The sequence below is a fragment of the Duganella sp. 3397 genome (assembly GCF_031456625.1).
GTDB classification, from domain to species: Bacteria; Pseudomonadota; Gammaproteobacteria; order Burkholderiales; family Burkholderiaceae_D; genus Rugamonas; species Rugamonas phyllosphaerae.
Window position 1 is genome coordinate 135,930 of the sequence record NZ_JAVDVB010000003.1, and the last position, 22,489, is coordinate 158,418.

Consider the following 22,489-nt stretch of genomic DNA (forward strand, 5'->3'; position numbering starts at 1 on the left):
CATGGAACCGATATTCTTGCAGCGGCTGTCACTGGCCGGGGATGCCGACGAGCGCGCGATCCGGCGCGCCTATGCGCGCGAGCTCAAGCTGATCGACCAGGAGCACGATGCGGCCGGCTTCCAGGAACTGCGCGAGGCGTACGAAGCGGCGCTGTTCGGGGTGCGCAACCCGGCGTATTTTGTCGATGACGAGGACGATCTCGGACAGGCGCGCGAACTGGCCGAAGCGCAGCCTGGTGCCGAAGTGGACCGCATCGAATTGACCGAATCGTCCGCCGGCGCGGACTTAGTCAAGGCTGGCGAAGACCGCACAGCCGAAGCCACCACGGCGCCAGGCGCAGCCGGGGCGGCCGGCGCTACCGGTGCGCCGGCAACCACCGCCCGGCCCACCGGTGAAGACCAGCAAGCACTGGGCGACGCCGTCTTCGAAGAATTCAGCCAGCGCCTGCCCGCACTGGCCGCCGCCGCCCACGGTCCGATCGAGAGCGAAACGCCGTGGGTGCAAGCGCTGCAAGCCTGCCTGGACGATTTGCGCCTGTTCGGCATCGACGCGCGCGAGCAGTTCGAACGGCGCGTGGCGATGCTGCTGGCCGCAGGCTGGCGGCCCGGCCACGAGGCGCTGCTGGTGGCGGCCGTGGATACCTTCGGCTGGACGGCCGACCGCCGCCGGGTGCAGGGGCTGGGCTACGCCGGCACGTTGATCGACACGGCCATCGACGAACGTGGGCTGTTCGATGCGCAGGAATATCACGAAACCGAGCAGCAGCGGCAGTTGCTGCAACGCTTGCGCGACCCGGCCATGCCGACCTGGCGCGAACTGGCGCTACAGGTGCAGGTCATCGAGAGCATGATGGCTCGGTTTCCGCACTGGCTGTCCATGGTGGCAGACCTCGACGCCATCGACAGTTGGCGCAAGATGGAAGAAAACATGCCCACCTGGCGCCGCGTGCTGGCGCTGCTGGGCCAGAAGCGCACGGCGATCGCTAGCGCTGCAGCGGTTGACGACACCTTTCGCTGGTATTGGGTCTGGGTTTTGTTAGTGGTTGTATTCTTCGCATTCCGCACCCTGTCCAACATGGGCAGCGACCGGTCTACCGCACCGGCGGTCGCTGCGCTCAACGAGCAAGCCCTGGTCGATCAGGCCGAAAACCAGTACTTCGACGGAAAGATGGAGGCGGCGATGAAAAGCCTGGACCAGGCGATCGCCCTGAAGCCCGACTATGCCGATGCCTACGCCATGCGCGCCTACCTGTGGCAGCTGAGCGGCGCCCGCCAACCGGTCGACAGCATGCTGGAAAAAGCTGCCGCACTCGACCCCGATTCGATGCGTCTGCTGCGCCTGCGCGCGGCGATCTCGGCGTATCGCGGCAATTACCAGGAGGCGCTGCGCGATATCGACCGGCTGCTGCCGCGTGACGAGGACTTGTACTTCACGCGGATCTTGCAGGTCGAGGTCCTGATCAATACGCGGCAGTGGTCGCCAGCACTGGAGCGGCTGGAATCGATGCTCACGGCGTTCAGCGACAAGCCGCGCGTGTACCTGCTCATGGCCCTCATCCACAACAGGAACGGCCACCAGGACAAGGCCATGGAAGTGCTGACCCGCGGGGTGGCGACCACGCCCGACGACATGTTGTACCTGCAGCGCGCCACGCTGCGCCCGGACAGCGACGTCGCCGGCAAGCAGCGCGACTTCGACTCGGCCCTTGCCCTCGCCGAAGACAAGCTGGTCGTGCTGCAAGCACGTGCCAACTGGGAACGCAACGCCGGCCGCCTGGACGACGCCATCGCCACTTACAAAAACGCCATGGAACGCACCGACGACACCGACCGCCTGATCAATTTCCTGGCGCAGCGCGGCGTGACCTATGCCATGGCCGGCAAACCAGCCATGGCCGCCGCAGACTTCGAGAAAGCGCGCACCCGGGCGGACAGCGCGCTGCGGCTCAACAACCTCGCCTGGATCATGGCCATCCACAACACCGCCCTGCCCACGGCGTTGACGTATATTCAAAAGGCCAATGCCGACGAGCCCGACGCCCCCAGCCGCCTCGATACCGAAGGCGTGATCTTGCTGCGCCTGGGTAAATTCGACGAAGCCATCCAGCGCTTCGACCACGCCCTGAAGCTGAGACCGGAACAGGTCAATTCCCGTTTCGTGCGCGGGATCGCCCGCCTGCGCCTGGGCCAGCAAGCAGCCGGCAAAGCCGACCTCGAGGCGGCACGGGCCCAAGACCCCGGCATCGATGCCGAGTATGCCACCTACGGCATCACACCGTAAGCTGGCGCACCGAACTCCCCCAATGGCAGAGGTGCCAGGCTCCCGCGCGCGGTACACTCGCGGCAGCCTAATTCACAAGGAGTTGCCATGATCGACCGCCACACCGCCCACTACGTCCCGCTGGCCACCGCCCGCACCAAGGACGTGGTCAAGAACCTGCTCGCCCCCGGCGAGCGCCACAAGATCGACATCGTGCGCATCGGCGACCGCCACCAGCGCGCCGAAGTCGATGCCTGGATCGTCGCCGACGAAGACGGACCGGTGCACTTCTTCTACCAGGACGGCGTGGGCGGCCACGACGTGCAGTTCGGCTTTGCCGACGAGGTGCGCGAAGCCATCGACGAAGCGGAAACTGAAATCTAAGCAGTATCGTTAGCCCCGCCTTAATGGAGGTGGCAGCACCACCGCGGGCCTTTACCATTCATCTATCGGGAACCTCGTTTCCCATCCAAGATGACACGTAAAGGACCGCCATGAACCTCAACAAAACCCTGCTGCTGCCGCTGCTGGCTGCCTGCACCCTTCTCATTGCCGTGGCCAGCCAGGCCGCCGCGCCGCTGGTCAAGACCCAGGCGCCCGGCTATTACCGCACCATGCTGGGCGACTTCGAAATCACCGCCCTTTCCGATGGCAGCCACCCGTTCCCCATCGATACGGTGATGACCCATATCGAGGCGTCCATCATCAAGCAGGACCTGGCCAAGGCCGACCTGGCGCAGCCGGTGCAAGGCTCGATCAACGCCTTCCTGATCAACACCGGCAAGAAGCTGATCCTGGTCGATGCCGGCGCTGGCGTGTTGTACGGCGACTGCTGCAACAAGCTGCTGACCAACCTGCGCGCTGCCGGCTACCGGCCGGAGCAGGTAGACGAAGTGCTGCTCACCCACCTGCACAAGGACCACGCGGGCGGCATCATGTCGCAAGGGAAAGCCGTATTCCCCAACGCCGTGCTGCGCCTGTCGCAAACCGAATCGGACTACTGGCTGTCGGCATCCAACAAGGCCAAGGCGCCCGACTTCCTCTCGACCTTTTTTGATGCCGCCAAGGCGGCCGTGGCGCCGTACCAGGCGTCGCAGCATTACCAGCCCTATCAACAATTCGGCCAGCTCGACGCCGGCATCGAAGCATTGCCGGCGCCCGGCCACACGCCGGGCCACGCCATGTACCGCGTGCAGAGCGCCGGCCAGACGCTGCTGATCTGGGGCGATATTGTGCACGTCACCGCGATCCAGCTCGAACACCCCGAAGCGACCGTCAAGTACGACAGCAGCGAAGCCGACGCTGCCGCCACCCGCGCGCGCCTGCTGCAATCGCTGGCCAACGATCACACGCTGATTGGCGCCGCCCACATCGCCTTCCCCGGCCTGGGCCGCATCCGCCAGAACGGCAAAGCCTACGACTGGCTGCCGTTCAACTATGACGGCACGCCCGGCACCGTCAACTAACCGAGGAGATGCCCAGTATGAAACAGCCCAAGCAACCGCCAGCGCCATCGGAAAACCCGCCGGCAACGCCCGCCACGCCAGCGCAGCACCAGCAGGACGCCCTCGACGAAGCCCTGGCCGAATCGTTTCCGTCCAGCGACCCGATCGCCATCACCGTGACACGGGACGCCCCACCCAAACGTTAGCAATGGCCCTGCACTTTTGGCAGGAGCTTTTCAACAGTGCGATCACTACACTGGTTTCGTAGTCACCACTCACACCACACCAAGGAGTCACAACATGGCAAACAGCAATCTCTCAGTCGACAGCGTCATCACCGAAGATGGCACCCGCATCCATTTCAAGGACTGGGGCACCGGCCCTGCCGTGGTATTCAGCCATGGCTGGCCGCTGCAAAGCGACGCCTGGGAAGACCAGATGATCTTCCTGGCCAGCAAAGGCTACCGCGTGATCGCCCATGACCGTCGCGGCCATGGCTTGTCGAGCCAGCCCTGGGGCGGCAATGATATGGACACCTACGCCGACGACCTGGCCACGCTGCTGAACGCCCTCGACATCAAGGAAGCCACGCTGGTGGGCCACTCCACCGGTGGCGGCGAGGTGGCGCGCTACATCGGCCGTCACGGCAGCGCGCGCGTCAAGAAGGCCGTGCTGGTGGGTGCCGTGCCGCCGCAAATGGTCATGTCCGCAACCAACCCGGGCGGCTTGCCGATGGACGTGTTCGACGGCATCCGCGCCGGCGTGCTGGCCGACCGCTCGCAATTCTTCAAGGACCTGACCTTGCCGTTCTACGGCTACAACCGCCCCGGCGCGAAAGTGTCGGAAGGCGTGCGCGATACGTTCTGGGCCCAGGGCATGCAATGCGGCATCAAGAGCGCGTATGACTGCATCAAGCAGTTCTCGGAAACCGACTTCACCGAAGACCTGAAAAAGATCGACGTGCCGGTGCTGGTGGTACACGGCAGCGACGACCAGATCGTGCCGATCGACGCCGCCGGCAAGGCCTCGGCCAAGATCATCAAGGATGCCAAGCTGGTGATTTACGAAGGCGCACCGCACGGCCTGCCTACCACCCACAAGGACAAGCTCAACGCCGATCTGCTGGAATTCCTGCAATCGTGATCACCCGATAGAGGTAATCAAAACCCTCCCCTGTTCAACTTTCTGCCTCACTCTTTCGGAGCTAAGCGCCATGGCGATCCCGGTCCATAATGGATCGGCAGGCAGAAAGCATTTTTTAAAGGAAGCACATCATGAGCAAAGCAAACACCAAGGAAGTATTGCAGGATTTCGGTTCGTTGACCGACGTGCGCATCGGCCTGTCGACCGAGACGCGCGCCCACAGCGTGCGCGCCCTGAACCGCCTGCTGGCCCACACCATGGCCATCCGCGACGCCTACAAGAAAGCCCACTGGCAAGTGTCGGGCGCTACCTTCCACCAGTTGCACCTGCTGTTCGACCAGCACTACAACGAGCAGGTCGCCATCATGGACACCATCGCCGAGCGCGTGCAAACCCTGGGCGGCGTGACCTTCGCCCTGGCGCAGGACGTGGTGGAAGAATCGACCATTTCGCGCAACGCCCCGCGTGGCCGCGAAACGGCGGCAGCCCAGCTGTCCGGCCTGCTGGACGCCCATGAAACCATCCTGATCGAAGCCCGTCCGCTGGCGCGCGCTGCCGCCGACAACGGCGACGACGGCACCAACGACCTGATCATCAGCCAGGTCGTGCGCAGCAACGAGCTGCACAGCTGGTTCATCGGCGAACACCTGGCCGCGCAAACCCAGGCCGCCAGGTAGGCACGATGCCGGCGCCTGCAGACCTGGCGACGGACCAGTCGCTCGACAACGAGCAATTGTACCGTCGCTACCTGGCCGAAAAAGCCCGCCGCCTGCAGGCGGAAGAGGCGCTGCGGGAAACCGAGGAAGAACTGGCCAGGCTGGCGCGCATCTCGTCCATGGGCGAGTTTGCCGCCTCCCTGGCGCACGAGGTCAGCCAGCCGCTGGCGGCCATCGTGCTGCAGGCCGAAGTCGGACTGATGTCCCTGCAATCACAGAATACCGAGCGGGTGCGCGATGCGCTCCAGCTGATCCGCCATGCCGGCGCCACTGCGGCCGACGTGGTGCGCAGCATCCGCGGCATGTCCTGCCGCACCAATCCCGAACCCACCACGTTCGATCTCGATGAAGCGCTGCGCGAAGTGCTGCGCATGTTGCGCGCCGAATTCCACAAGCACGGCATCGAGGTCCACGACGCCCTGTCCCTGAACGGCCACCAGCTGTGCGCCGACCGCGTGCAGTTGCAGCAAGTGATGATGAACCTGGTCCTGAACGCCATCGAGGCGATGAAAGACGTGCACACCCGGCCGCGCCAGCTGCACGTGCGCTCGGTGCTGGCAGATATTGCCGGCACCGTGCGCATCAGCGTGGAAGACAACGGCGTGGGCGTGCCGGCCAAGCTGGCCGAGCGCCTGTACCACCCGCTGTTTTCCACCAAGCCCGGCGGTACCGGACTGGGGCTGGCGATCTGCCGCACCATCGTCCAGGCCCATAACGGGCGCATCTGGTCCACCTCGCGCCAGCCGCATGGCGCCGCCTTTCACATCAGCCTCAAAGGACATCCCGGATGAACACTTATGCCGACGCCAACGCCGACCTTATTACCGTCCTGATCGCCGACGACCACCCGCTGATCCTGGCCGGCCTGGCCGCCCTGGTGGACGCCACGCCCGGCCTGACCCTGGTGGGGCAAGCCGATAACGGCGCGCGCGCGGTGGAACTGTACCGCCAGCATCGTCCGCAAGTGACCATCATGGACCTGAGCATGCCGGTGATGCACGGGCTGGAGGCCATCGGCCAGATCCTGGCGGTCGATGAGGCAGCCCGCATCGTCATCCTCACCACCTACCAGGGCGACGAAGACGTGCGCCGGGGCATGCGCGCGGGCGCACGCGGGTATTTGCTCAAGGACAGCGGCCCGGAACAACTCGTGGCGTGCATCCACGCCGTGGCGCAAGGCCGCCAGTTTTTGCCGCCGGAAGTCGCCAGCAAGCTGGCCGAACGGACCGACGTGGCGCGCCTGTCGCCACGCGAACTGGAAATCCTGGCGCACCTGGCCACCGGCAAGAGCAACAAGATGATCGCCCGCAGCGCGGCCATCGAGGTGGGCACGGTGAAATTCCACGTCAACAATATTCTTGCCAAGCTCAACGTAGGAAGCCGCACCGAGGCCGCCACAGTGGCGTCCCGGCGCGGCTTGCTCAGCGCGTTCTGACTGCTTATTTTGCGGGGACCGGCGCCAGGGTTTTATGGTCCGGGTTGGCGCGCGAAGCGGCCTTGTGCACCATGGTGTAAGCGTAGTCCACGCCCATGCCGTAGGCGCCCGAGTGTTCCTTGACGATGGCCATCACGTCGTTATAGGTTTCCTTGTGGGCCCAGTCGCGCTGCCATTCCAGCAGAACTTGCTGCCAGGTCACCGGGATCACGCCGGCCTGCACCATGCGCAGCATGGCCATGTCGTGCGCTTCTTTCGACGTGCCGCCCGACGCATCGGACACCATGTAGATTTCGTAACCGCCTTCGAGCATGGCGCACAGGGCGAAAGTGGTATTGCACACCTCCGTCCACAGGCCCGACACGATCACTTTCTTTTTGCCGTTGGCAGCGAGGGCGTCGCGTACTTTCTGGTCGTCCCACGAGTTCATCGAGGTACGCTCCAGGATGTCCTTGCCCGGGAACACGTCCAGCAGTTCAGGGTAGGTGTGGCCCGAGAACGATTCAGTCTCGACGGTGGTGATGGTGGTCGGGATATTGAAGACCTTGGCGGCCTTGGCCAGTGCAACGGTATTGTTTTTCAGAACCTGGCGGTCGATCGACTGCACGCCGAACGCCATTTGCGGCTGCTGGTCGATGAAGATCAGCTGCGAGTTTTGCGGGGTCAGGACTTCGAGTTTTGGGTTCATCATCATGCTTCCAGAGTGGTGTAAAAGAAGCTTCATATTAGGGACCGAAAAGACTCCACACCACTGCAATAAGATAGGCTCCACCATAGGGGGGACTCTGCTAAGCTGCGGCCATCCCATAGCCAACTTACCAACAGGAATCCGCCATGAGCATCGACGACACTGCGCAACGCGCCAAACTGACCGACCTGGGCCGCGCCCTGCGCGACCTGCACAAGCAACTGATCCACATCGAGAGCCAGTATTTTGGCAATGTAGGCAGCCCGCTGGAACTGCTGCAGCTGGTCACCAATCACCCCAACTTCGCCTGGCTGCAAAAAATGTCGGGCCTGATGGCGCAAATGGATGAGCGCCTTGACGATGAAGAACCGGTCACGGCCGAGGAAGCGGTGACCTTCCGGCGCGCCATCGAAGCGCTGATCGGCCCGTCCGAACAGGGTGACCTCGAGTTTCGCGCCAAGTACAACGCCATGCTGCACGACGGACCGGAACTGGTGATGGCGCATGGCGCCGTGCGCAAGCAATTGTCCGAAATCGTCGCGGTATAGAGATATCCACACGTTTTGTGGATAAGCTTGTGAATAACCGCCACTTGACAGCCGGGAACGCCTTTAATGGCGGGCGTTTCAACAAAATGCTGAAACGGAAGGCAATATTTTAGGCGAATAAAATCAATAACTTACAGCGGGAGCCACGGGGCTCCCGTTTCTTTTTCAGTCTGCTTGAAAAATATTTTTGTGTGCATAAATACGGTGTATGAAACATCGGGCCGCGAAGTCTTTGACAAATCCGCACACGAGGAATAGTGTAACTCCAGAGGTTCGAAATTTCTTCCAAGAACTCGTTTCGGGATCGGTGCATGAATCAAAATGATGACGATACAGACTGGATGATCGACGACGGCGATGCTGTCGCCGACGAGCCGCACGCTGGCAGCAAGGAAGCGGCGGCCGCCCCGCTGCCGTGGAAGGTGCTGATCGTGGACGACGATGTCGATGTCCACGTGGTGACGAAATTTTCTCTGAGCAACGCCTGCTTCCGTGGCCGACGCCTCAGTTTCCTGCATGCCTACAGCGGCGAGGAAGCGCTGACCACGCTGCGCAATACCCCCGATATCGCACTGGTGCTGCTGGACGTGATCATGGAAACCAGCGATGCAGGGCTCAACGTGGCGCGGCAAATCCGCGACAGCCTGCACAACAGCCTGGTGCGCATCGTGCTGCGCACGGGCCAGCCGGGCCAGGCGCTCGAACACAGCATCATCCTCGATTACGACATCAACGATTTCTGGTGCAAGACCGACCTGACCACCCGCAAGCTGTTTACCACCGTGATCTCGTCGCTGCGCGCCTACGCCGCCCTACAGGAGGCGCAGGAACACGCCAGCGCCCTGCAAGCCGAGCTGAACCATGCAAAACGGCTGTTGGGCGCTGTCGATCAGCACGCGGTGATCGCCACGTTCGATGCGCGCGGCCGCATTGCCACTGTCAACGACAAGTTTTGCGCCAAGTTCCAGTTTGCCCGTCACGAGCTGGTGGGCGCCGACCTGCGCCTGCTGCACACCCCGCCCTATCCGCCCGACCAGCTGGCCGACGCGCTGAGCGCGCTGCGCGCGGGCGAAACCTGGACCGACGTGGTGACCGCCTGGCGCCGCGACGGCCAGGAACTGCGGCTGCGGGTGACCGCCAGCGTGGTGGACGACCCGGCAGCACCGTACGTGGTGGTCGGCAGCGTGATGCAGCCCTTGAAGAAACCGCTTTGATCCGGCTCAGCGTCGCCGATGCTCGCTAACCATCGCTAAGTACAGGATTCTCAAGCGTTTTTTACGATATCCACAAGCTCTGTGGATATCTATGTGGATATCCCCCCATTGACAACGAAGCGCGCCTGTAACGGCGCGGGGTTCAACAAACTGCCCATCCAACAGGCAGTTTTTATCCTTATATAAATCAAGCACTTACGTTGATATATTTTTCGACACGAAAAATTTAAAAAATCATTCTTGCCATCATGATGTGTGCATAAGTAAACCTGCAACTAGTGGGTCGCTTGCCGCCGTTGCTCGGGATGGAGCAGCACCCGTTCGATGATTTGCGGCTGGACGTTGTGCGAGCGCAGGTATTCGATGGCACACACGGTGTTGAAGGTCGATTGCACGATGATGCCGCGCTCGACGATGGCGCTGCTGTGCTGGTCGCTACGCTGGTATTGTTGCTGCATCACCGGGGGAAAGTGCAAATCGTTCATCATGAGCCTCGCTAAAAAGATAGGGGTTTTGATCGAGATCAAGCGGATACGCTAGGGGAGTATGCGCGACCGTGCCGTAAAGTCAATGTCAGGCTCCTATCATTTCACAATTAAAATCTTACCCGGAATTGATGTGCGTGGACACGCAGCAACGACCGGGGTGATAATGCCAAGATGACGCCAGAATCACCACGCCCACAACCCAGTTCCCTCACCGACCTGTTCATTTCGTTCACCTTGCTGGCCTTGCAAGGCTTCGGCGGTGTGCTGGCCGTGGTCCAGCGCGAGATGGTCGAGCGCAAGCGCTGGCTCACCCAGGAAGAGTTCATCGAAGACTGGGCCGTGGCGCAGGTGATGCCCGGGCCTAACGTGGTCAACCTGTCGCTGATGATCGGCGACCGCTATTTCGGCCTGCGCGGCGCCATGGTGGCGCTGGCCGGCATGCTGACCCTGCCCTTGTTGCTGGTGCTGTGCCTGGCCGTGCTGCATTCGCACTACGCCAACCACCCGGGCGTGGCCGGCGCACTGCGCGGCATGGCGGCGGTGGCTGCCGGCCTGATCGCCGCCACGGGCGTCAAGCTCGCGTCCTCGCTGCGCGTGCACCCGCTGCCCGGCTGGTTCAGCGGCGCCGCCGCCGTGCTGTGCGTGGCGCTGCTGGTGGTGTTCAAGGTGCCGCTGGGATGGACCCTGCTGCTGCTGGGCGGCGTGTGCGTGGGCCTCACCTACAGGATATTGAAACAGCGCAGCCTGAAAGCGGGCCATCTGATCAAGGAGCGGCCATGAGCGGCGCCCCGCTCCACATTGTCCTCAGCATGGCGGACTGGTGCAACCTGTTCGGTCACTACCTGCTGCTGTCGCTATTGTCGGTGGGCGGCGCGATTTCCACCACCACCGAGATGCACCGCTACCTGGTGCTCGAACAGGGCTGGCTCACGCAATCGCAGTTCAACGACTCGGTCGCCATCGCCCAGGCTTCGCCCGGTCCGAACGTGCTGTTCGTGGCGCTGATGGGCTGGAACGTGGGCCTCAATGCGGGCAGTTACGCTGCGGCGTTTGCCGGCGTGGCGGTGACCATGTTCGGCATCCTGATCCCCAGCACCACCCTCACCTACTTGGCCGCGCGCTGGGCCCGGCGCCACCGCGACAAGCTGGGCGTGCGCGCCTTCAAGCAGGGTATGGCGCCGGTGGTGGTGGGCCTGATGGTCTCGGTGGGCATTACGCTGGGCAGCGCGCACCGTGACTTCGCGCTCGACTGGCCGCTGTGGCTGCTGTCGGTGGTGGCCGGGGTGCTGATCTGGCGCACCCGCATCCACCTGCTGTGGCTGCTGGCGGCCGGCGCCTTGCTGGGCTGGTTCCAGCTGGTGTGATGCGCCGCTAGCGGCTGCGCGTCTGCGTGATATTGAGCCGTTCGGCGTAGCGCACCAGGTCGGGCAGCGAGCGCGCGTGCATCTTGTCCATCAGGTTGCGCTTGTGGGTCTTGGCCATGATTTCGCTGATCCCCAGGTCGTTGGCGATCTGCTTGATCAAGAGGCCGCCGATCACCAGTTGCATCGCCTCGCGCTCGCGCGGGGTGAGCGTGGCATGGCGCCGGCGCAGCTCATCGAGCTCCTGGCGCTGCACCTGGCGCGCCGCCGCCACCACCAGCGCGTCGCGCACCGCGCGCAGCAGGTCATCGGGCTCCACCGGCTTGGTCAGAAACTCCAGCGCGCCCGCCTTCATCGCCTGCACCGTCAGCGGGATCGAACCGTGGCCGGTGATGAAAATGACGGGCAGGTTGGCGCCCGTGCGTTCCAGTTCGGCCGCCACGTCGAAACCGCCCACCTCGGGCATGCGCATATCGAGCAGCAGGCACGCCGGCACGACCGCCAGCGGCTGCGCAAAAAACGCGGCGGCCGAATCGTAGGCGTGCACCTGGTAACCCTCCGAATCGAGCAGGTTGACGAACGACTGGCGCACCGATTCGTCGTCATCGACGACATAGACTATTTGCTGCATGGTTTCCTGGTTCACGCTTGCTCCGGCAATCTGAAGACGATGCTGCAACCGTGCGGCTGGCGCGCGGTGGCGGCGATGCTGCCGCCATGGGCTTCGATGATGGAGCGGCAAATCGCCAGCCCCATGCCCATGCCATCATCCTTGGTGGTGTAATACGGTTCGAACATCTGGGCAGCGCTGGCGGCGTCGATGCCGCTGCCGGTGTCGTCCACCCGCACCGCCAGCTGGCCATCCTCCGACACCGTACTGATGGCCAAACTGCGCACTTGCCGTGGCACGGCGGCCATGGCGTCGATCGCGTTGACCACCACGTTGAGCAGCACCTGCTGCAATTGCACCGCGTCGCCCACCACCCAGCCGCTGCGCGCATGCAGCGCCAGTTCCAGCGCCACTTCCTGGCGTTCCAGTTCGCTGCGCGAGATGGAGACGATGTGACGGATGGTGTCGTGCAGGTCGAACGGCGCCTTTTCCTGAGTGCCCTTGCGGGTGAGCGCCCGCAGGCCGCGGATGATGCCGCCGGCGCGCTGGCTTTGCGCGGCGATTTCCTGCAGGCCGCTGCGCACCCGGTCCAGTTGCGGCGGATTGCGGTCGAGCCAGCGCAGGCTGGCCCCGGCGTTCGACGATATCGACATCAGCGGCTGGTTGATTTCGTGGGCGATGGACGATGTCAACTGGCCGACCGTCGTCACGCGGGCTACCCGCGCCAGCTCGGCCTGGGCCTGGCGCAGCGAGTCTTCGGCCGCGCGGCGCGACGTGATGTCCACCGTGGTGCCGACAAAGACATCGCCGCCGGTGCCGGCCAGCGGTTCGCCCACGCAGCTCAGGTACCGCACGGTGCCATCGGGATCGACCACCCGGTAGTCCATGCCGTAGGCGCGGCGATTGGCGATTGCATGGTCGAGGATGCGCTGTACGCGCGGCTGGTCGTCCGGGTGCAGCGCCTCGACAAAAATCGACAGCGGCATGGTGGGCTGCGCGTCGGACAGTCCGAAGATGCGCGCCAGTTCCGGCGTGCCGTTGATGGTGGACTTGGACAGGTCCCAGGTCCAGCTGCCGCTGCGGTTGATCTGCTCCCCTTGCAGCATCGTGGCGCGGCTTTCGCGCAGCGCCTGCTCGGCTTCGCGCCGCTGCTGGTTTTCCGCCAGCAGTTCGGCGTACAGCGCCGCCGTCTCCAGCGACACCGCCGCCTGCGCGGCCAGCAGCAACAGCACCCGTTCCTGCTCGCCGGAGAAGGCGGCGGTGGCCAGGCGGTTCTCGAGGTACAACATGCCCACCAGGCGGCTCTGCCGCACCAGCGGGATGCAGATCGCACCCGGTTCGGCATCGCGCGCCGGTTTGAGGGTGCGCATGGCGGTGTGCAATACCGTTAGAGGTAACCCTGGCTGCAGTTCGGTCGCCTCGCCGGACTGCGCCGCCAGTTCCACCTGCACGCCCTGGCCGGTGAGCACGGCGCTGGCCTGCAGCACTGGCGTTTCGCCGTCCATGCGCAGCAAGAGGCCCCGCTGGGCGCTGGCGTGCTCGAGCGCGATGGTCATCAGCACCCGCACCAGCGGCGCGGTTTCGATCTCCTCGGACAGTGCGCGCGCGGCGCGGATCACGCTGTCGATGTCGCGGATGTCCGCCGTTGCGACCAGCGCAACGGTGTCGTGTCCCGGATGCGGATGGCTGCTGTCGGCGCCGGCCTGCGGCCCTGTCCCCCACCGGGTCTCGAGCGCGGCGCCCCGCCCGGGCGCGCCGTAGCGGCGATAGGCAGCGGCAGCACCACGCACGTGCGCCTGGGCGCCGGTGGCATGGCCATGACGCCGGCACAGCGCTGCCGCCAGCTCGTGGGCAAAGGCCACGTAGTGATTGAAGCCCTGCGCCTGGGCATGGGCAATCGCGCTGTCGTACAACGCCAGCGCGCCGAAACTGTCGTCCGCACGCTGGCGCAGCGCGGCTTGCGCCAGCAGGTACTTGTCGGCGAAGGTGGCGGGATTGGCTTGTGCCCATGCCGCCAGCTTCGCCACGTGGGCGGCGATGCGTGCCTCATGATCGTGGGCAGTATCGGCGCACAGCGCCAGCACGCTGAACAGGTGGTACTCCAGCAGGTGGATGTGCGCGGGCGCCGACCAGGCCAGCGCGTCCGCTGCGCGCAAACATGCCAGTGCCAGCGCATTGTCGCCAGCCAGGAATGCGGGGCCGGCCTGGTACACCCAGTGCCAGAAACGCAGCGTGGGCATGGTGCCCTCGTCCACCACGCCCTGCAGCAGCGGCGCATCGGGTACGCCGCGCAGGTGGTTGACGAAGTGTTGCTGCACCAGCAGGATCTTGTCCATGTCGCGGAATTCGAGCCTGCCGACGAACGCCCGCGCAGCGGCGATATCGGCAGCCACCGCGTCGAGCGGATCGCCGCGCGTGACCAGCATGCAGATGCGGTGGCAGTGTTCGAGGCTGGCCATGGTCAGGTCGCCCACCGCCAGCGCCGCCTCCAGGCCCGCCTGGGCGCAACCGAGCGCGTACGACAGCGGCTGGGTCCACACACTGACCTGGTCGAGCGCCAGCAGCACCGGCGCCGCGTGGTAGCGGTAACCGTGGCGCTCCACCAGCCCCCGCGCGGCGGCCGCGTAGGCGTGGCCCTCGGCATAGTCGCCATGACGCTCGGCCACCATCACACCGAGCCAGGCCAGCGCAATGGCGGTCTCGCCGCACATGCCGTGATCGAGGCTCACATCGAGCGTGTGGCAAAGGTGCAGGAACAGCAGGCGCGGCGAGCTGAAACTGGTGGGCATCAACATGCCGGACAACAGCGCCAGCTGGACGCCGATGTCGGAGACGGCGCCGTGGTCGGCAGCCAGGTCCAGTTGTGGCAGCGCGTGCAGCGTGGCGCGCCAGTCCCCGTGCAGGCGCGCGCGCAGCGCTGCGTAGACCCGGTCGCATTCGGCATCGGTGGGGTGTTCCGGCATGTCGATGCCGAACGGTCGCAGACCGTCCAGCGACAGGCGCACCGCTTCGGCATAATCGCCGCGCCGTACCGCAATCTCGGCCGCCAGCCGCAGCACCTGCCCCTGCAACCTGCGCTCCGACGGGCCGGCAAGCAGCACCGGCAGCATTGCCTGCGCGGCGTCCAGGTGACCGCCGAAGCAGTGGCAGTGGGCGCGTTCGAGATCGGCGTCGAAGCGCAGGCGCTCGTCACCGTCCCCGCCGAGGGTGTGCGCCAATGCGAGATAGGACAGCGCCGATTCGTAGGCGCACGCGCGGCGTGCCTTGCGGCCGGCCAGCAACGCCGCCCGCGCCAGGTGCGGCCGCTCCTCACGCTGCAGCAGTCCGAGCGCCCGGGCCAGGTGGTCGAGGGCGCCGAACAGCAGGTCGTCGCGGTTGATAGCCAGCGCACGCTCGACCATCAGCCGACCCAGCTGCGCGTGCAACTGCTCGCGGGTGGCGCGATCGAGGTCGGCGTAAGCCGCTTCCTGCAAGCGGTCGTGGGTAAACAAGTAGCCGGACGATGCCGCCACCACCACGTCAGCGGTCATGGCTGGCGCCAGCAATGCAGCCAGTGCTTCCTCGCTGGCGCCGGCCAGGGCGCCAAGCAAGTCGGCGCCCTGCACCCGCCCCAGGCACGACAGCGCGCCGAGCACCTGGCGCGTGGCTGGCGGCAGTCGGGCCAGGCGCGCCAATGCCAGGTCGGCGACGTTGTCGGTGGAGCGCAGCGTGCCGATGGCAGCGAGGTCGAAGTGCCAGGCGCCGCTGGCAGCATCGCGCTGCGCCAGTCCTTCATCGACGATGGTTTGCACGAACTGGCGCACGAAATACGGGTTGCCGGCAGTTTTATGGTGCACCTGCGCCGCCAGCGCGCCGACCTGGGCGGCGGGAGTGGCCAGCGCTTCGGCCAGCATCGCTTCGATGGCGGCTGGCGCCAGCGGCGACAAGGCGATGTCCACCACGTGGCCGGCCAAGGCGCGCAGGCGTGCGGCGATGTCCGGTGGTGCGGCGATCGCGCCATTGGCCGACCCGGATAACGATGATGCCGGAGCACAGTCCTCGCTGCGGCTGGTCAGCACCAGCAGGAACGGCAGTTCGCGGGTGCGGGCGATCAGCGTTTCGAGCAGCGCCAGCGTGGCGGCGTCGAGCCACTGGACGTCGTCGATCACCATTACCAGCGGCCGCTCGGGCGCGGCAAACAGTTCGACCAGGCGCTGCACCGCCAGCGCCAGTCGGCCCGCCGATTCCGGCGCCACCGCAGCAGGCCCGGACGTGTCGGGCGCGACGTCGGCGCCGGCCAGTTGCGCCAGGCCGGCAGCCAGTTCCGGCGCCGATTCCAGCACCAGGTCGAGCACCGGCGCCAGCGCTGTCGGATCGCGCTCCTGTACCTGGCGCAGCCGCTGGCGCCAGAATCCGGCTTCCGCGCCGCTGTGGCCCAGGATGCCCAGCAACAGGCTGCGCAACGCCTCGATCAGCGCCACGTAAGGCGCGGCGCCGCCAAACTGGTCCACCTTGGCGATGGCCACCGAGGCCGCGCGCAGTTGCGGGTCGCGCAAAAACTGCGCCACCAGGGCCGACTTGCCCACGCCCGACGGTCCGTGCACGAGCACCAGGGCGGCCGAACCGCCGTCGAACACGCGCCCGTAAGCGGCCAGCAGGTCGGTTGCAGCCTGGCCGCGTGCGTGCAGGCGCGCAGGGAACCGCACGGCTGGCGCACCCGCAAGTCCCAGCGCAAACGGCGCGATGGCGCCGTCACGCCGCCAGTCCTGCAGGCAGCGCTGCAAGTCGGTCGCCAGCGCCGCCGCGCCCTGGTAGCGGTCCTGCGGATCTTTCGCCAGCAGTTTCAGCAGCACTTGTGACAGCACCGGCGGCACCGCGCTGCCGTCGGCAAGCTGCGGCGGCGCCGGTTCGGACGCCAGGTGGGCGTGGATCCACTCGCCCGCGCTGGCCGGATGCGCGACGGCGAACGGCAGGCGGCCGGTAAGCAATTCGTACAAGGTCACGCCCAGCGCATACAGGTCGCTGCGCGCATCGACCGCCAGCCGGGTGCGGCCGGTCTGCTCGGGCGCCATGTAGGCCGGCGTGCCGCGCACGGTACCGGGCGCCTCGGGTTCTGGACCGACTTCGGCTGCGGCTCCGGCTCCGGCTCCGAGTCCGGGTGCGGCTGCGGGCCGGGTAACGCCCGACAGCGAGGCCAGGCCGAAGCCACCGAGGCGGCAGCCGCCGGCCGGATCGATCAGAATGTTGGCGGGCTTGAGATTGCGGTGCAGCAGGCCGGCATCGTGCATGGCGCGCACGGCGCCGCAGATCTGCAGCGCCAGCACCAGGAAGGCGTCGACATCGCCAGCGACGTCGATCTGCGTGGCCGGCACATCGCCGTGGTCGGGGTACAGCAGCGCCATCGCGCCGTGGCGCCAGGCGATGCCTTGCGGCGGTCGTGCCCAGGCCGGAGACAGGCGCTCGCGCAGCGCATATTCGTTGTTCAGGTAATGGACCGCCTCGGCGGCATGGGCAGTCGAGGCAGCAGTGGCGATCAGCATCGTGCGGCCCGCAGCGTCAGTGCCGCGCAGCGTGGCCAGCACGCCGTCCCGGGACAGCTGCGCAAAGCTGGCGCCGGCCAGGTCGGCGTTGGCGACGGTATGGCTGGCGCCAGGCGTGGAGGAAGGTGGAGGCTCGGTCGGTTCGGAGGTCATGACTGTGGAGGATGGCCGACCAGCGCCTGGTCGATCAGCGCCAGCAGGCGGTCGACATCGATCGGCTTGTGCAGCAGCGCGATGGCGCCCGCCCGCGCCGCCAGCGCTTCCATGCCGCTGTCGGCATGGCCGCTGATGAATACCATGGGCAAGTCGAGGTTCATGGATGACAACCGCTGCTGCAACTCGAAACCACTCATGCCGCCCAGCTTGACGTCCACCACGGCGAAGTCCACGCCGTCGAGCTGGCCATAAGCCAGGCAGGCTTCGCCCGAGTCGAAGCACAGCGGCGTGTAGTCGGCCGACTTGAGCAGGTTGTCGAGTGCCTGGCGGACGGACGCATCGTCGTCCACCACGCAGATAAGCGCAGGCGCCGGAATGGCCGCCGCGCCAGCAGGCAAGTTGTCGTTATTCATCATGGTGGGTTTTATCTCTCCGAACCCCATCTTAGCGTCCGCGCGAGACCGCCGGCAGTATCTCAAGGTATACCCGCCGGTGCCTGCCCCTGCATGATGCGACAATAATGTCATAGCGCTACTTGTTCTGGTAGCCGCCGTAATACTTCACCGGGCTCCAGTCGGGCTTGACCTCGAGGGCCTTGGGCGCCAGGTGCTGGAACTGCTCGCCGGCGTACACCACCTTGCCGTTGACGATGGTCAGCGCGCTTTCCAGGTGCTTGATCTGCTCGACGTCCATGCTGAAGTAATCGTGCGGCAGGATCACCAGGTCGGCGTACTGGCCCTTGGCCAGCGTGCCCTTGAGCTTTTCTTCGCCACTCATCCAGGCGCTGCCCTGGGTCATCAGTTTCAGGGCCTGGTAGCGGCTCAGCACGTCCTGTGGCTGCCAAAGTTTCAAGCCGCCGGCGGTCTTGCCGGTCACCGCCCAGTAAATCGACGGCCACGGACCGTAGCTGCTCACGCGGGTGCCGTCGGTGCCGAGGCCCACCGGAATTTTCATTTCCAGCATCTTTTTGATCGGCGGCATCTGGCGGGTCTGGGCGCCGTACTGCTTCCAGTAATGTTCGCCCTGGAAGTACATGCGGTTTTGCACGGCGATGCCGCCGCCCAGCGCTTTTACACGCTTCAGCTGCTTGTCGCTGATGGTCTCGGCATGGTCGAAGAACCAGCGCAGGCCGTTGAGCGGCAGGTCCTTGTTGACTTTTTCGATCACGGCCAGGTCGCGGTCGATGCTCTCGTCGTACGTGGCGTGGATGCGGAACGGCCAGCGGTTCTTGATCAACAGGCGCAGCACGGGCTCGAGTTCGCCTTCCATTTCGTGCGGCATGTCGGGACGCGGCTCGAGGAAGTTCTCGAAATCGGCCGCGCTCCATACCAGGTTTTCGCCGCCGCCCTCGGTGTTGTAGCCGTTGGCGTAGAACAGGTGTTCGTTCTTGTCGGGCTTGGTCTGGGTGAGCCAGCGCTGGTAGTCTTCCAGCTCCTTGCCCGGCTTTTGCGCGAACAGGTAATACGATGTGCGCACGGTCAGCTTGCCATCTTTGGCCAATTCCAGGCTCACGGCGTAGTCGTCGGGATAGGCCTGGCCACCGCCGCCGGCGTCGATCGCGCTGGTCAGACCCAGGCGATTGAGGTCGCGGTAGTACTGGATGGTGGAATTGAGCTGCTGTTCGCGCGGCAGCACGGTGGTCTTGGCCAGCGTGGTGTACAGGATCATGGCGTTCGGCTTGGCGATCAGCTTGCCGGTGGGCTTGCCGTCGGCGCCCACTTCCACCACGCCGTCCTTGAACCTGGTCTCGGCCGTATAGCCGAGCGTCTCGATGCCTTTTTTATTCAGGAAACCCAGGCCGTACAGGTACAGCAGGAAGACCGGCTTGTCCGGTACCGCTTCGTTGATTTCTTCCAGCGTGGGCAGGCGTTTTTCCTCGAACTGGAATTCGTTCCAGCCGCCTACCACCTTGATCCAGGCGCCGTCGGGCGTGCGCGCAGCCTGCTCCTTAAGCATTTGCATGGCTTTTTTGAGCGACGTCACGCCGTCCCAGCGCAGCTCGGCGTTGTAATTGAGACCTTCGCGGATGATATGGAGGTGCGAGTCGTTCAGGCCGGGAATCACGGTCTTGCCGTCGGCGTCGATGACTTGCGTGTCGGCGGTCTTGAGTTTCAGGACGCTGGCATTGCTGCCCACGGCGGTGATCTTGCCGTCCTTCATGGCCACTGCCTGGGCAAACGCGCCCTCCCTGGTCATGGTGGCGACCTTGCCGTTGGTGATGATCAGGTCGGTGGCGTGGGCCGACAAGGTGGCCAGCAGAGATGCGGCAAACGCGAGCTGCGTCAATTTCATTGTGTTACTCCTAAAAAAATGGACTGCCGCGACGCGATGTCGCAACAGTCCAGATCAGTGCAATGAAATCGAGCCAGCCCAGCGATTACCGTTGGGACCGGCCGGTTTCAATTACTCCTTGATCGCTTCGATGGCGAGGGTCAGGGTGACTTCGTCGCCGACATTCGGTGCATATTTACCGGCGTTGAACTCGGTACGCTTGATTTTGGCAGTGGCGTTGGCGCCGCAAGCCATTTTCTTCATCATCGGGTGATCGGCACAGTGGAAGTTCGTCACGGTCAGGGTGACTGGCTTGGTGATGCCCTTGATGGTCAGGTTGCCGTCGATGGTCGATGGCACGTCACCCTTGAAGTTGACCTTGGTCGACTTGTAGGTAATGGTCGGGAACTTGCCGGTGTCCAGGAAATCTTCGCCCTGGATGTGGCCGTCGAACAGCTTCGAGCCGGTATCGACCGACTTGGTGTCGATGGTCGCTTCCACCGAGCCGGTCTTGGCAGCGCGGTCCACCGTGAACTTGGCGGTAGTATTGTTGAAGCGGCTGGTCTGCATCGAGTAACCGAAGTGGCTGTAGCTGAAGCTCGAGAACGTGTGGTTGGCATCGGAGGTGAAGGTTTCCGGTGCGGCAAATGCGGACATCGAGATACCAGCGGCAACCAGCAGGGCAAAGATTTTTTTCATTGTCAGACTCCAGTGTGTGGGAACAGTGAGACGTGCGACCGGTCCGGGATTCCGGCAAAGTCCATGTCTCGGGTGGCAATGATTATGCTCTGCACTATTGATGTTGTAAAACGAAAAATTTGCCTCGTTACTATCGAGAAAATCGATCATAAGCAGCGGTTACGTTCAATCTGCTGCACAGGTGGGAATAATACTGGGGGATGGGAGGGAGGGGAATCTGTCGGAAGGATGAGGTTTACCTAACCTTGCGGTTCAATCATCCTGCTGCGGCCGACGGCTGCCTGATCAGGCATTCCGCAGGGATGCCAAGACCTTCATGCAGGCGCCAGATCATCGCCAGTGTTAGTGGTCGGGTGCCATTCAAAATCTCGTACACCCGGTTCAAGCGGCCGATCATCGGCTGCAGATCCTTGGGCGTCAGGCCTTGCTGCTCCATCCTGAACTTGATCGCATCGATGGGGCTTAGCGAATCCATGGGAAAGTGCCTGGCTTCATAGGCTACAACGAGCGTCGCCAACACATCAAGTCGGTCACCTTCCGGTGTTCCCGGCTCGGCGGACATCAGTCCGTCGATCTCTTGCAAGGCTGCCGCGTGGTCCGCGGCGTTCCTGATAGGTTTGATTTCCACTTTGAACCTCATTCAGATTGTCTGCGCATCAATCGCGTCATACTGCTTATGTGTGCCGATGAATTTGATAAACAAAATGCCGTGCGGATAATTGATCGAGGTGACGAGTCGATACTTGTTTCCCGCGATATTGAAGACGACACGTCCATTTTTCAAAATGCTGGCTGTTCCGAAGTCGGCCTTGACCTCTGCCGGTGATGACCAGCTCGCTTTAAGGACAAAACCATACCAGGCTGTCAGGGGAATCTTCGCATCCCCATAGGCTGGCTGCTCATAGAACGACTTAATCGTCTGGAGAGAAAGTATCCGCATGAATCGCATGATAGTCCCGTTTTGGGACTATCGCAAGCAATTCATGCATCGTTTGTCGCAGCATTGTGCCGGGCAAATCGAATTGCCTCCGCGGCCAGATTCGACTTGAGGAAGGGCCTGCCTCTCAGGGTATCAGGCAACAGCCGCAATCTTGCTCGCTGGCCTGGAAGGCGCGGGATGCAGGATGCTTTCCAGCAGTTGCTGCTCCAGCGCCGCAAACGCTGCGCTGCCACGGGCGCGCGGGCGTGGCAGGTCCACCGTCAGGTCGAGGGTAATGCGGCCTTCTTCGATCAGCACCACGCGGTCGGCCAGCGCCAGCGCTTCCTGCACGTCGTGGGTGACCAGCACCGCCGTAAAACCACGCGCCAGCCACAGGCTTTCGATCAATTGCTGCATTTCGATGCGGGTGAGCGCATCGAGCGCGCCCAGGGGTTCGTCGAGCAGCAGCAACTGCGGTTCATGCAGCAGCGCGCGCGCCAGGGCCACGCGCTGGCGCTGGCCGCCCGACAGTTCCGCCGGCCAGTCGTTGGCGCGTTCGCCCAGGCCCACGGTAGACAGCGTGGCGGCGGCCGCGTTCAGCGAGCGTGGTAATCCCAGCGCGACATTTTCCAGCACCGTCTTCCAAGGCAGCAGCCGCGCTTCCTGGAACATGATGCGGATGCTCGTCCCGATGGCGCCCTGGCCCACCGCGATGGTGCCCTGCTCCACCGTCTCCAGCCCGGCGATGGCGCGCAGCAGCGTGCTCTTGCCGCAGCCGCTGCGGCCCACCACCGCGACGAACTCGCCTGGGTTCAGTTGCAAGCCGATGTCGTGCAGCACCGCGCGCTCGCCGAACGATTTGCTCAAACCATCGAGCGACAGCGACACGCCCTGGCGCCGCGCCGGCGGTTTTTTCACGTCGGCCGCCGACAGCGACGCCAGGTTTTCGCGGGCCAGGCCGCCCATATCGAACAAGGTGGTGGAAATATTCATACGGTTTACTCCAGTTCAAGATCG

Annotated in this window: 22 protein-coding genes; 12 read left to right on the plus strand and 10 right to left on the minus strand. The window is 64.3% G+C overall.

Going from position 1 to position 22,489, the window contains the following annotated elements; genetic code table 11:
* The first annotated feature begins 1 nt into the window (after window position 1).
* The 8 genes from J2X54_RS09320 (at window position 2) to J2X54_RS09355 (ending at window position 6,999) form a co-directional block, all read left to right on the plus strand.
* Window positions 2-2,281 (plus strand): tetratricopeptide repeat protein, encoded by a 2,280-nt coding sequence (locus J2X54_RS09320; RefSeq protein WP_310179999.1) that lies wholly within the window; start codon window positions 2-4, stop codon window positions 2,279-2,281.
* Between the two features lie 87 nt (window positions 2,282-2,368).
* The gene (locus J2X54_RS09325; protein ID WP_070246817.1) at window positions 2,369-2,644 is read left to right on the plus strand and encodes a hypothetical protein; all 276 of its coding nucleotides are present in this window, start codon (window positions 2,369-2,371) and stop codon (window positions 2,642-2,644) included.
* A 110-nt stretch (window positions 2,645-2,754) separates the two neighbouring features.
* Window positions 2,755-3,726 (plus strand): MBL fold metallo-hydrolase, encoded by a 972-nt coding sequence (locus tag J2X54_RS09330; protein WP_310180000.1) that lies wholly within the window; start codon window positions 2,755-2,757, stop codon window positions 3,724-3,726.
* Between the two features lie 17 nt (window positions 3,727-3,743).
* The gene (locus J2X54_RS09335; RefSeq protein ID WP_167359033.1) at window positions 3,744-3,911 is read left to right on the plus strand and encodes a hypothetical protein; all 168 of its coding nucleotides are present in this window, start codon (window positions 3,744-3,746) and stop codon (window positions 3,909-3,911) included.
* A 94-nt stretch (window positions 3,912-4,005) separates the two neighbouring features.
* Window positions 4,006-4,848 carry an alpha/beta hydrolase gene (locus J2X54_RS09340; protein ID WP_310180002.1) on the plus strand — a complete coding sequence of 281 codons (843 nt, stop codon included), beginning with the start codon at window positions 4,006-4,008 and terminating at the stop codon, window positions 4,846-4,848.
* Between the two features lie 131 nt (window positions 4,849-4,979).
* Entirely contained in the window at window positions 4,980-5,525 is a 546-nt protein-coding gene (locus tag J2X54_RS09345) for a Dps family protein (protein ID WP_070246820.1), read from the plus strand.
* Window positions 5,526-5,530: 5 nt separating this feature from the next.
* On the plus strand, window positions 5,531-6,355 hold the full coding sequence (locus J2X54_RS09350; RefSeq protein ID WP_310180003.1) for a HAMP domain-containing sensor histidine kinase: 825 nt from the start codon (window positions 5,531-5,533) through the stop codon (window positions 6,353-6,355).
* Entirely contained in the window at window positions 6,352-6,999 is a 648-nt protein-coding gene (locus J2X54_RS09355) for a response regulator transcription factor (RefSeq protein ID WP_310180004.1), read from the plus strand. Before J2X54_RS09350 ends, J2X54_RS09355 begins: the two co-directional genes overlap by 4 nt.
* A 4-nt stretch (window positions 7,000-7,003) precedes the next feature.
* On the opposite strand, the gene J2X54_RS09360 is transcribed toward J2X54_RS09355, so the two are convergent.
* Entirely contained in the window at window positions 7,004-7,690 is a 687-nt protein-coding gene (locus J2X54_RS09360; RefSeq protein WP_019922489.1) for a hydrolase, read from the minus strand.
* 143 nt (window positions 7,691-7,833) lie between these two features.
* Here J2X54_RS09360 and J2X54_RS09365 point away from each other — a divergent pair, with 143 nt between their 5' ends.
* Both J2X54_RS09365 and J2X54_RS09370 read left to right on the plus strand, forming a co-directional pair.
* Complete coding sequence (locus tag J2X54_RS09365; protein WP_310180007.1) at window positions 7,834-8,235, plus strand: hypothetical protein; 402 nt, start codon at window positions 7,834-7,836, stop codon at window positions 8,233-8,235.
* A 311-nt stretch (window positions 8,236-8,546) separates the two neighbouring features.
* A complete protein-coding gene (locus tag J2X54_RS09370) occupies window positions 8,547-9,449 on the plus strand; it encodes a PAS domain-containing protein (protein ID WP_310180008.1) in 903 nt (300 codons plus the stop codon).
* 275 nt (window positions 9,450-9,724) lie between these two features.
* On the opposite strand, the gene J2X54_RS09375 is transcribed toward J2X54_RS09370, so the two are convergent.
* Window positions 9,725-9,937: a hypothetical protein gene (locus J2X54_RS09375; protein ID WP_229255248.1), complete on the minus strand. Its 213-nt coding sequence runs from the start codon at window positions 9,935-9,937 to the stop codon at window positions 9,725-9,727.
* 171 nt (window positions 9,938-10,108) lie between these two features.
* On the opposite strand from J2X54_RS09375, the gene J2X54_RS09380 reads away from it, so the two are divergent.
* Together J2X54_RS09380 and J2X54_RS09385 are read left to right on the plus strand one after the other, a co-directional pair.
* Window positions 10,109-10,717, plus strand: coding sequence for a chromate transporter (locus tag J2X54_RS09380; RefSeq protein ID WP_070246825.1), 609 nt, complete (start codon window positions 10,109-10,111; stop codon window positions 10,715-10,717).
* Window positions 10,714-11,301: a chromate transporter gene (locus J2X54_RS09385; protein ID WP_070246826.1), complete on the plus strand. Its 588-nt coding sequence runs from the start codon at window positions 10,714-10,716 to the stop codon at window positions 11,299-11,301. The genes J2X54_RS09380 and J2X54_RS09385 overlap by 4 nt, the downstream gene beginning before the upstream one ends.
* A 7-nt stretch (window positions 11,302-11,308) precedes the next feature.
* On the opposite strand, the gene J2X54_RS09390 is transcribed toward J2X54_RS09385, so the two are convergent.
* From J2X54_RS09390 to J2X54_RS09425, 8 genes are all read right to left on the minus strand, one after another.
* A complete protein-coding gene (locus J2X54_RS09390) occupies window positions 11,309-11,944 on the minus strand; it encodes a response regulator (protein ID WP_310180010.1) in 636 nt (211 codons plus the stop codon).
* Window positions 11,941-17,580: an AAA family ATPase gene (locus J2X54_RS09395; protein ID WP_310180011.1), complete on the minus strand. Its 5,640-nt coding sequence runs from the start codon at window positions 17,578-17,580 to the stop codon at window positions 11,941-11,943. The genes J2X54_RS09390 and J2X54_RS09395 overlap by 4 nt, the downstream gene beginning before the upstream one ends.
* Window positions 17,577-17,999, minus strand: a complete 423-nt coding sequence (locus tag J2X54_RS09400; RefSeq protein ID WP_310180012.1) for a response regulator — start codon at window positions 17,997-17,999, stop codon at window positions 17,577-17,579. Before J2X54_RS09400 ends, J2X54_RS09395 begins: the two co-directional genes overlap by 4 nt.
* Before the next feature lie 115 nt (window positions 18,000-18,114).
* The gene (locus J2X54_RS09405; RefSeq protein ID WP_310180013.1) at window positions 18,115-19,875 is read right to left on the minus strand and encodes an amidohydrolase; all 1,761 of its coding nucleotides are present in this window, start codon (window positions 19,873-19,875) and stop codon (window positions 18,115-18,117) included.
* A 111-nt stretch (window positions 19,876-19,986) separates the two neighbouring features.
* A complete protein-coding gene (locus tag J2X54_RS09410) occupies window positions 19,987-20,553 on the minus strand; it encodes a YceI family protein (RefSeq protein WP_070246829.1) in 567 nt (188 codons plus the stop codon).
* 256 nt (window positions 20,554-20,809) lie between these two features.
* Window positions 20,810-21,181: a type II toxin-antitoxin system HigA family antitoxin gene (locus J2X54_RS09415; RefSeq protein WP_404990900.1), complete on the minus strand. Its 372-nt coding sequence runs from the start codon at window positions 21,179-21,181 to the stop codon at window positions 20,810-20,812.
* 12 nt (window positions 21,182-21,193) lie between these two features.
* Window positions 21,194-21,493 carry a type II toxin-antitoxin system HigB family toxin gene (locus J2X54_RS09420; RefSeq protein ID WP_404990905.1) on the minus strand — a complete coding sequence of 100 codons (300 nt, stop codon included), beginning with the start codon at window positions 21,491-21,493 and terminating at the stop codon, window positions 21,194-21,196.
* Between the two features lie 132 nt (window positions 21,494-21,625).
* Window positions 21,626-22,465 (minus strand): ATP-binding cassette domain-containing protein, encoded by an 840-nt coding sequence (locus tag J2X54_RS09425; protein ID WP_310180017.1) that lies wholly within the window; start codon window positions 22,463-22,465, stop codon window positions 21,626-21,628.
* Window positions 22,466-22,489 lie beyond the last annotated feature (24 nt).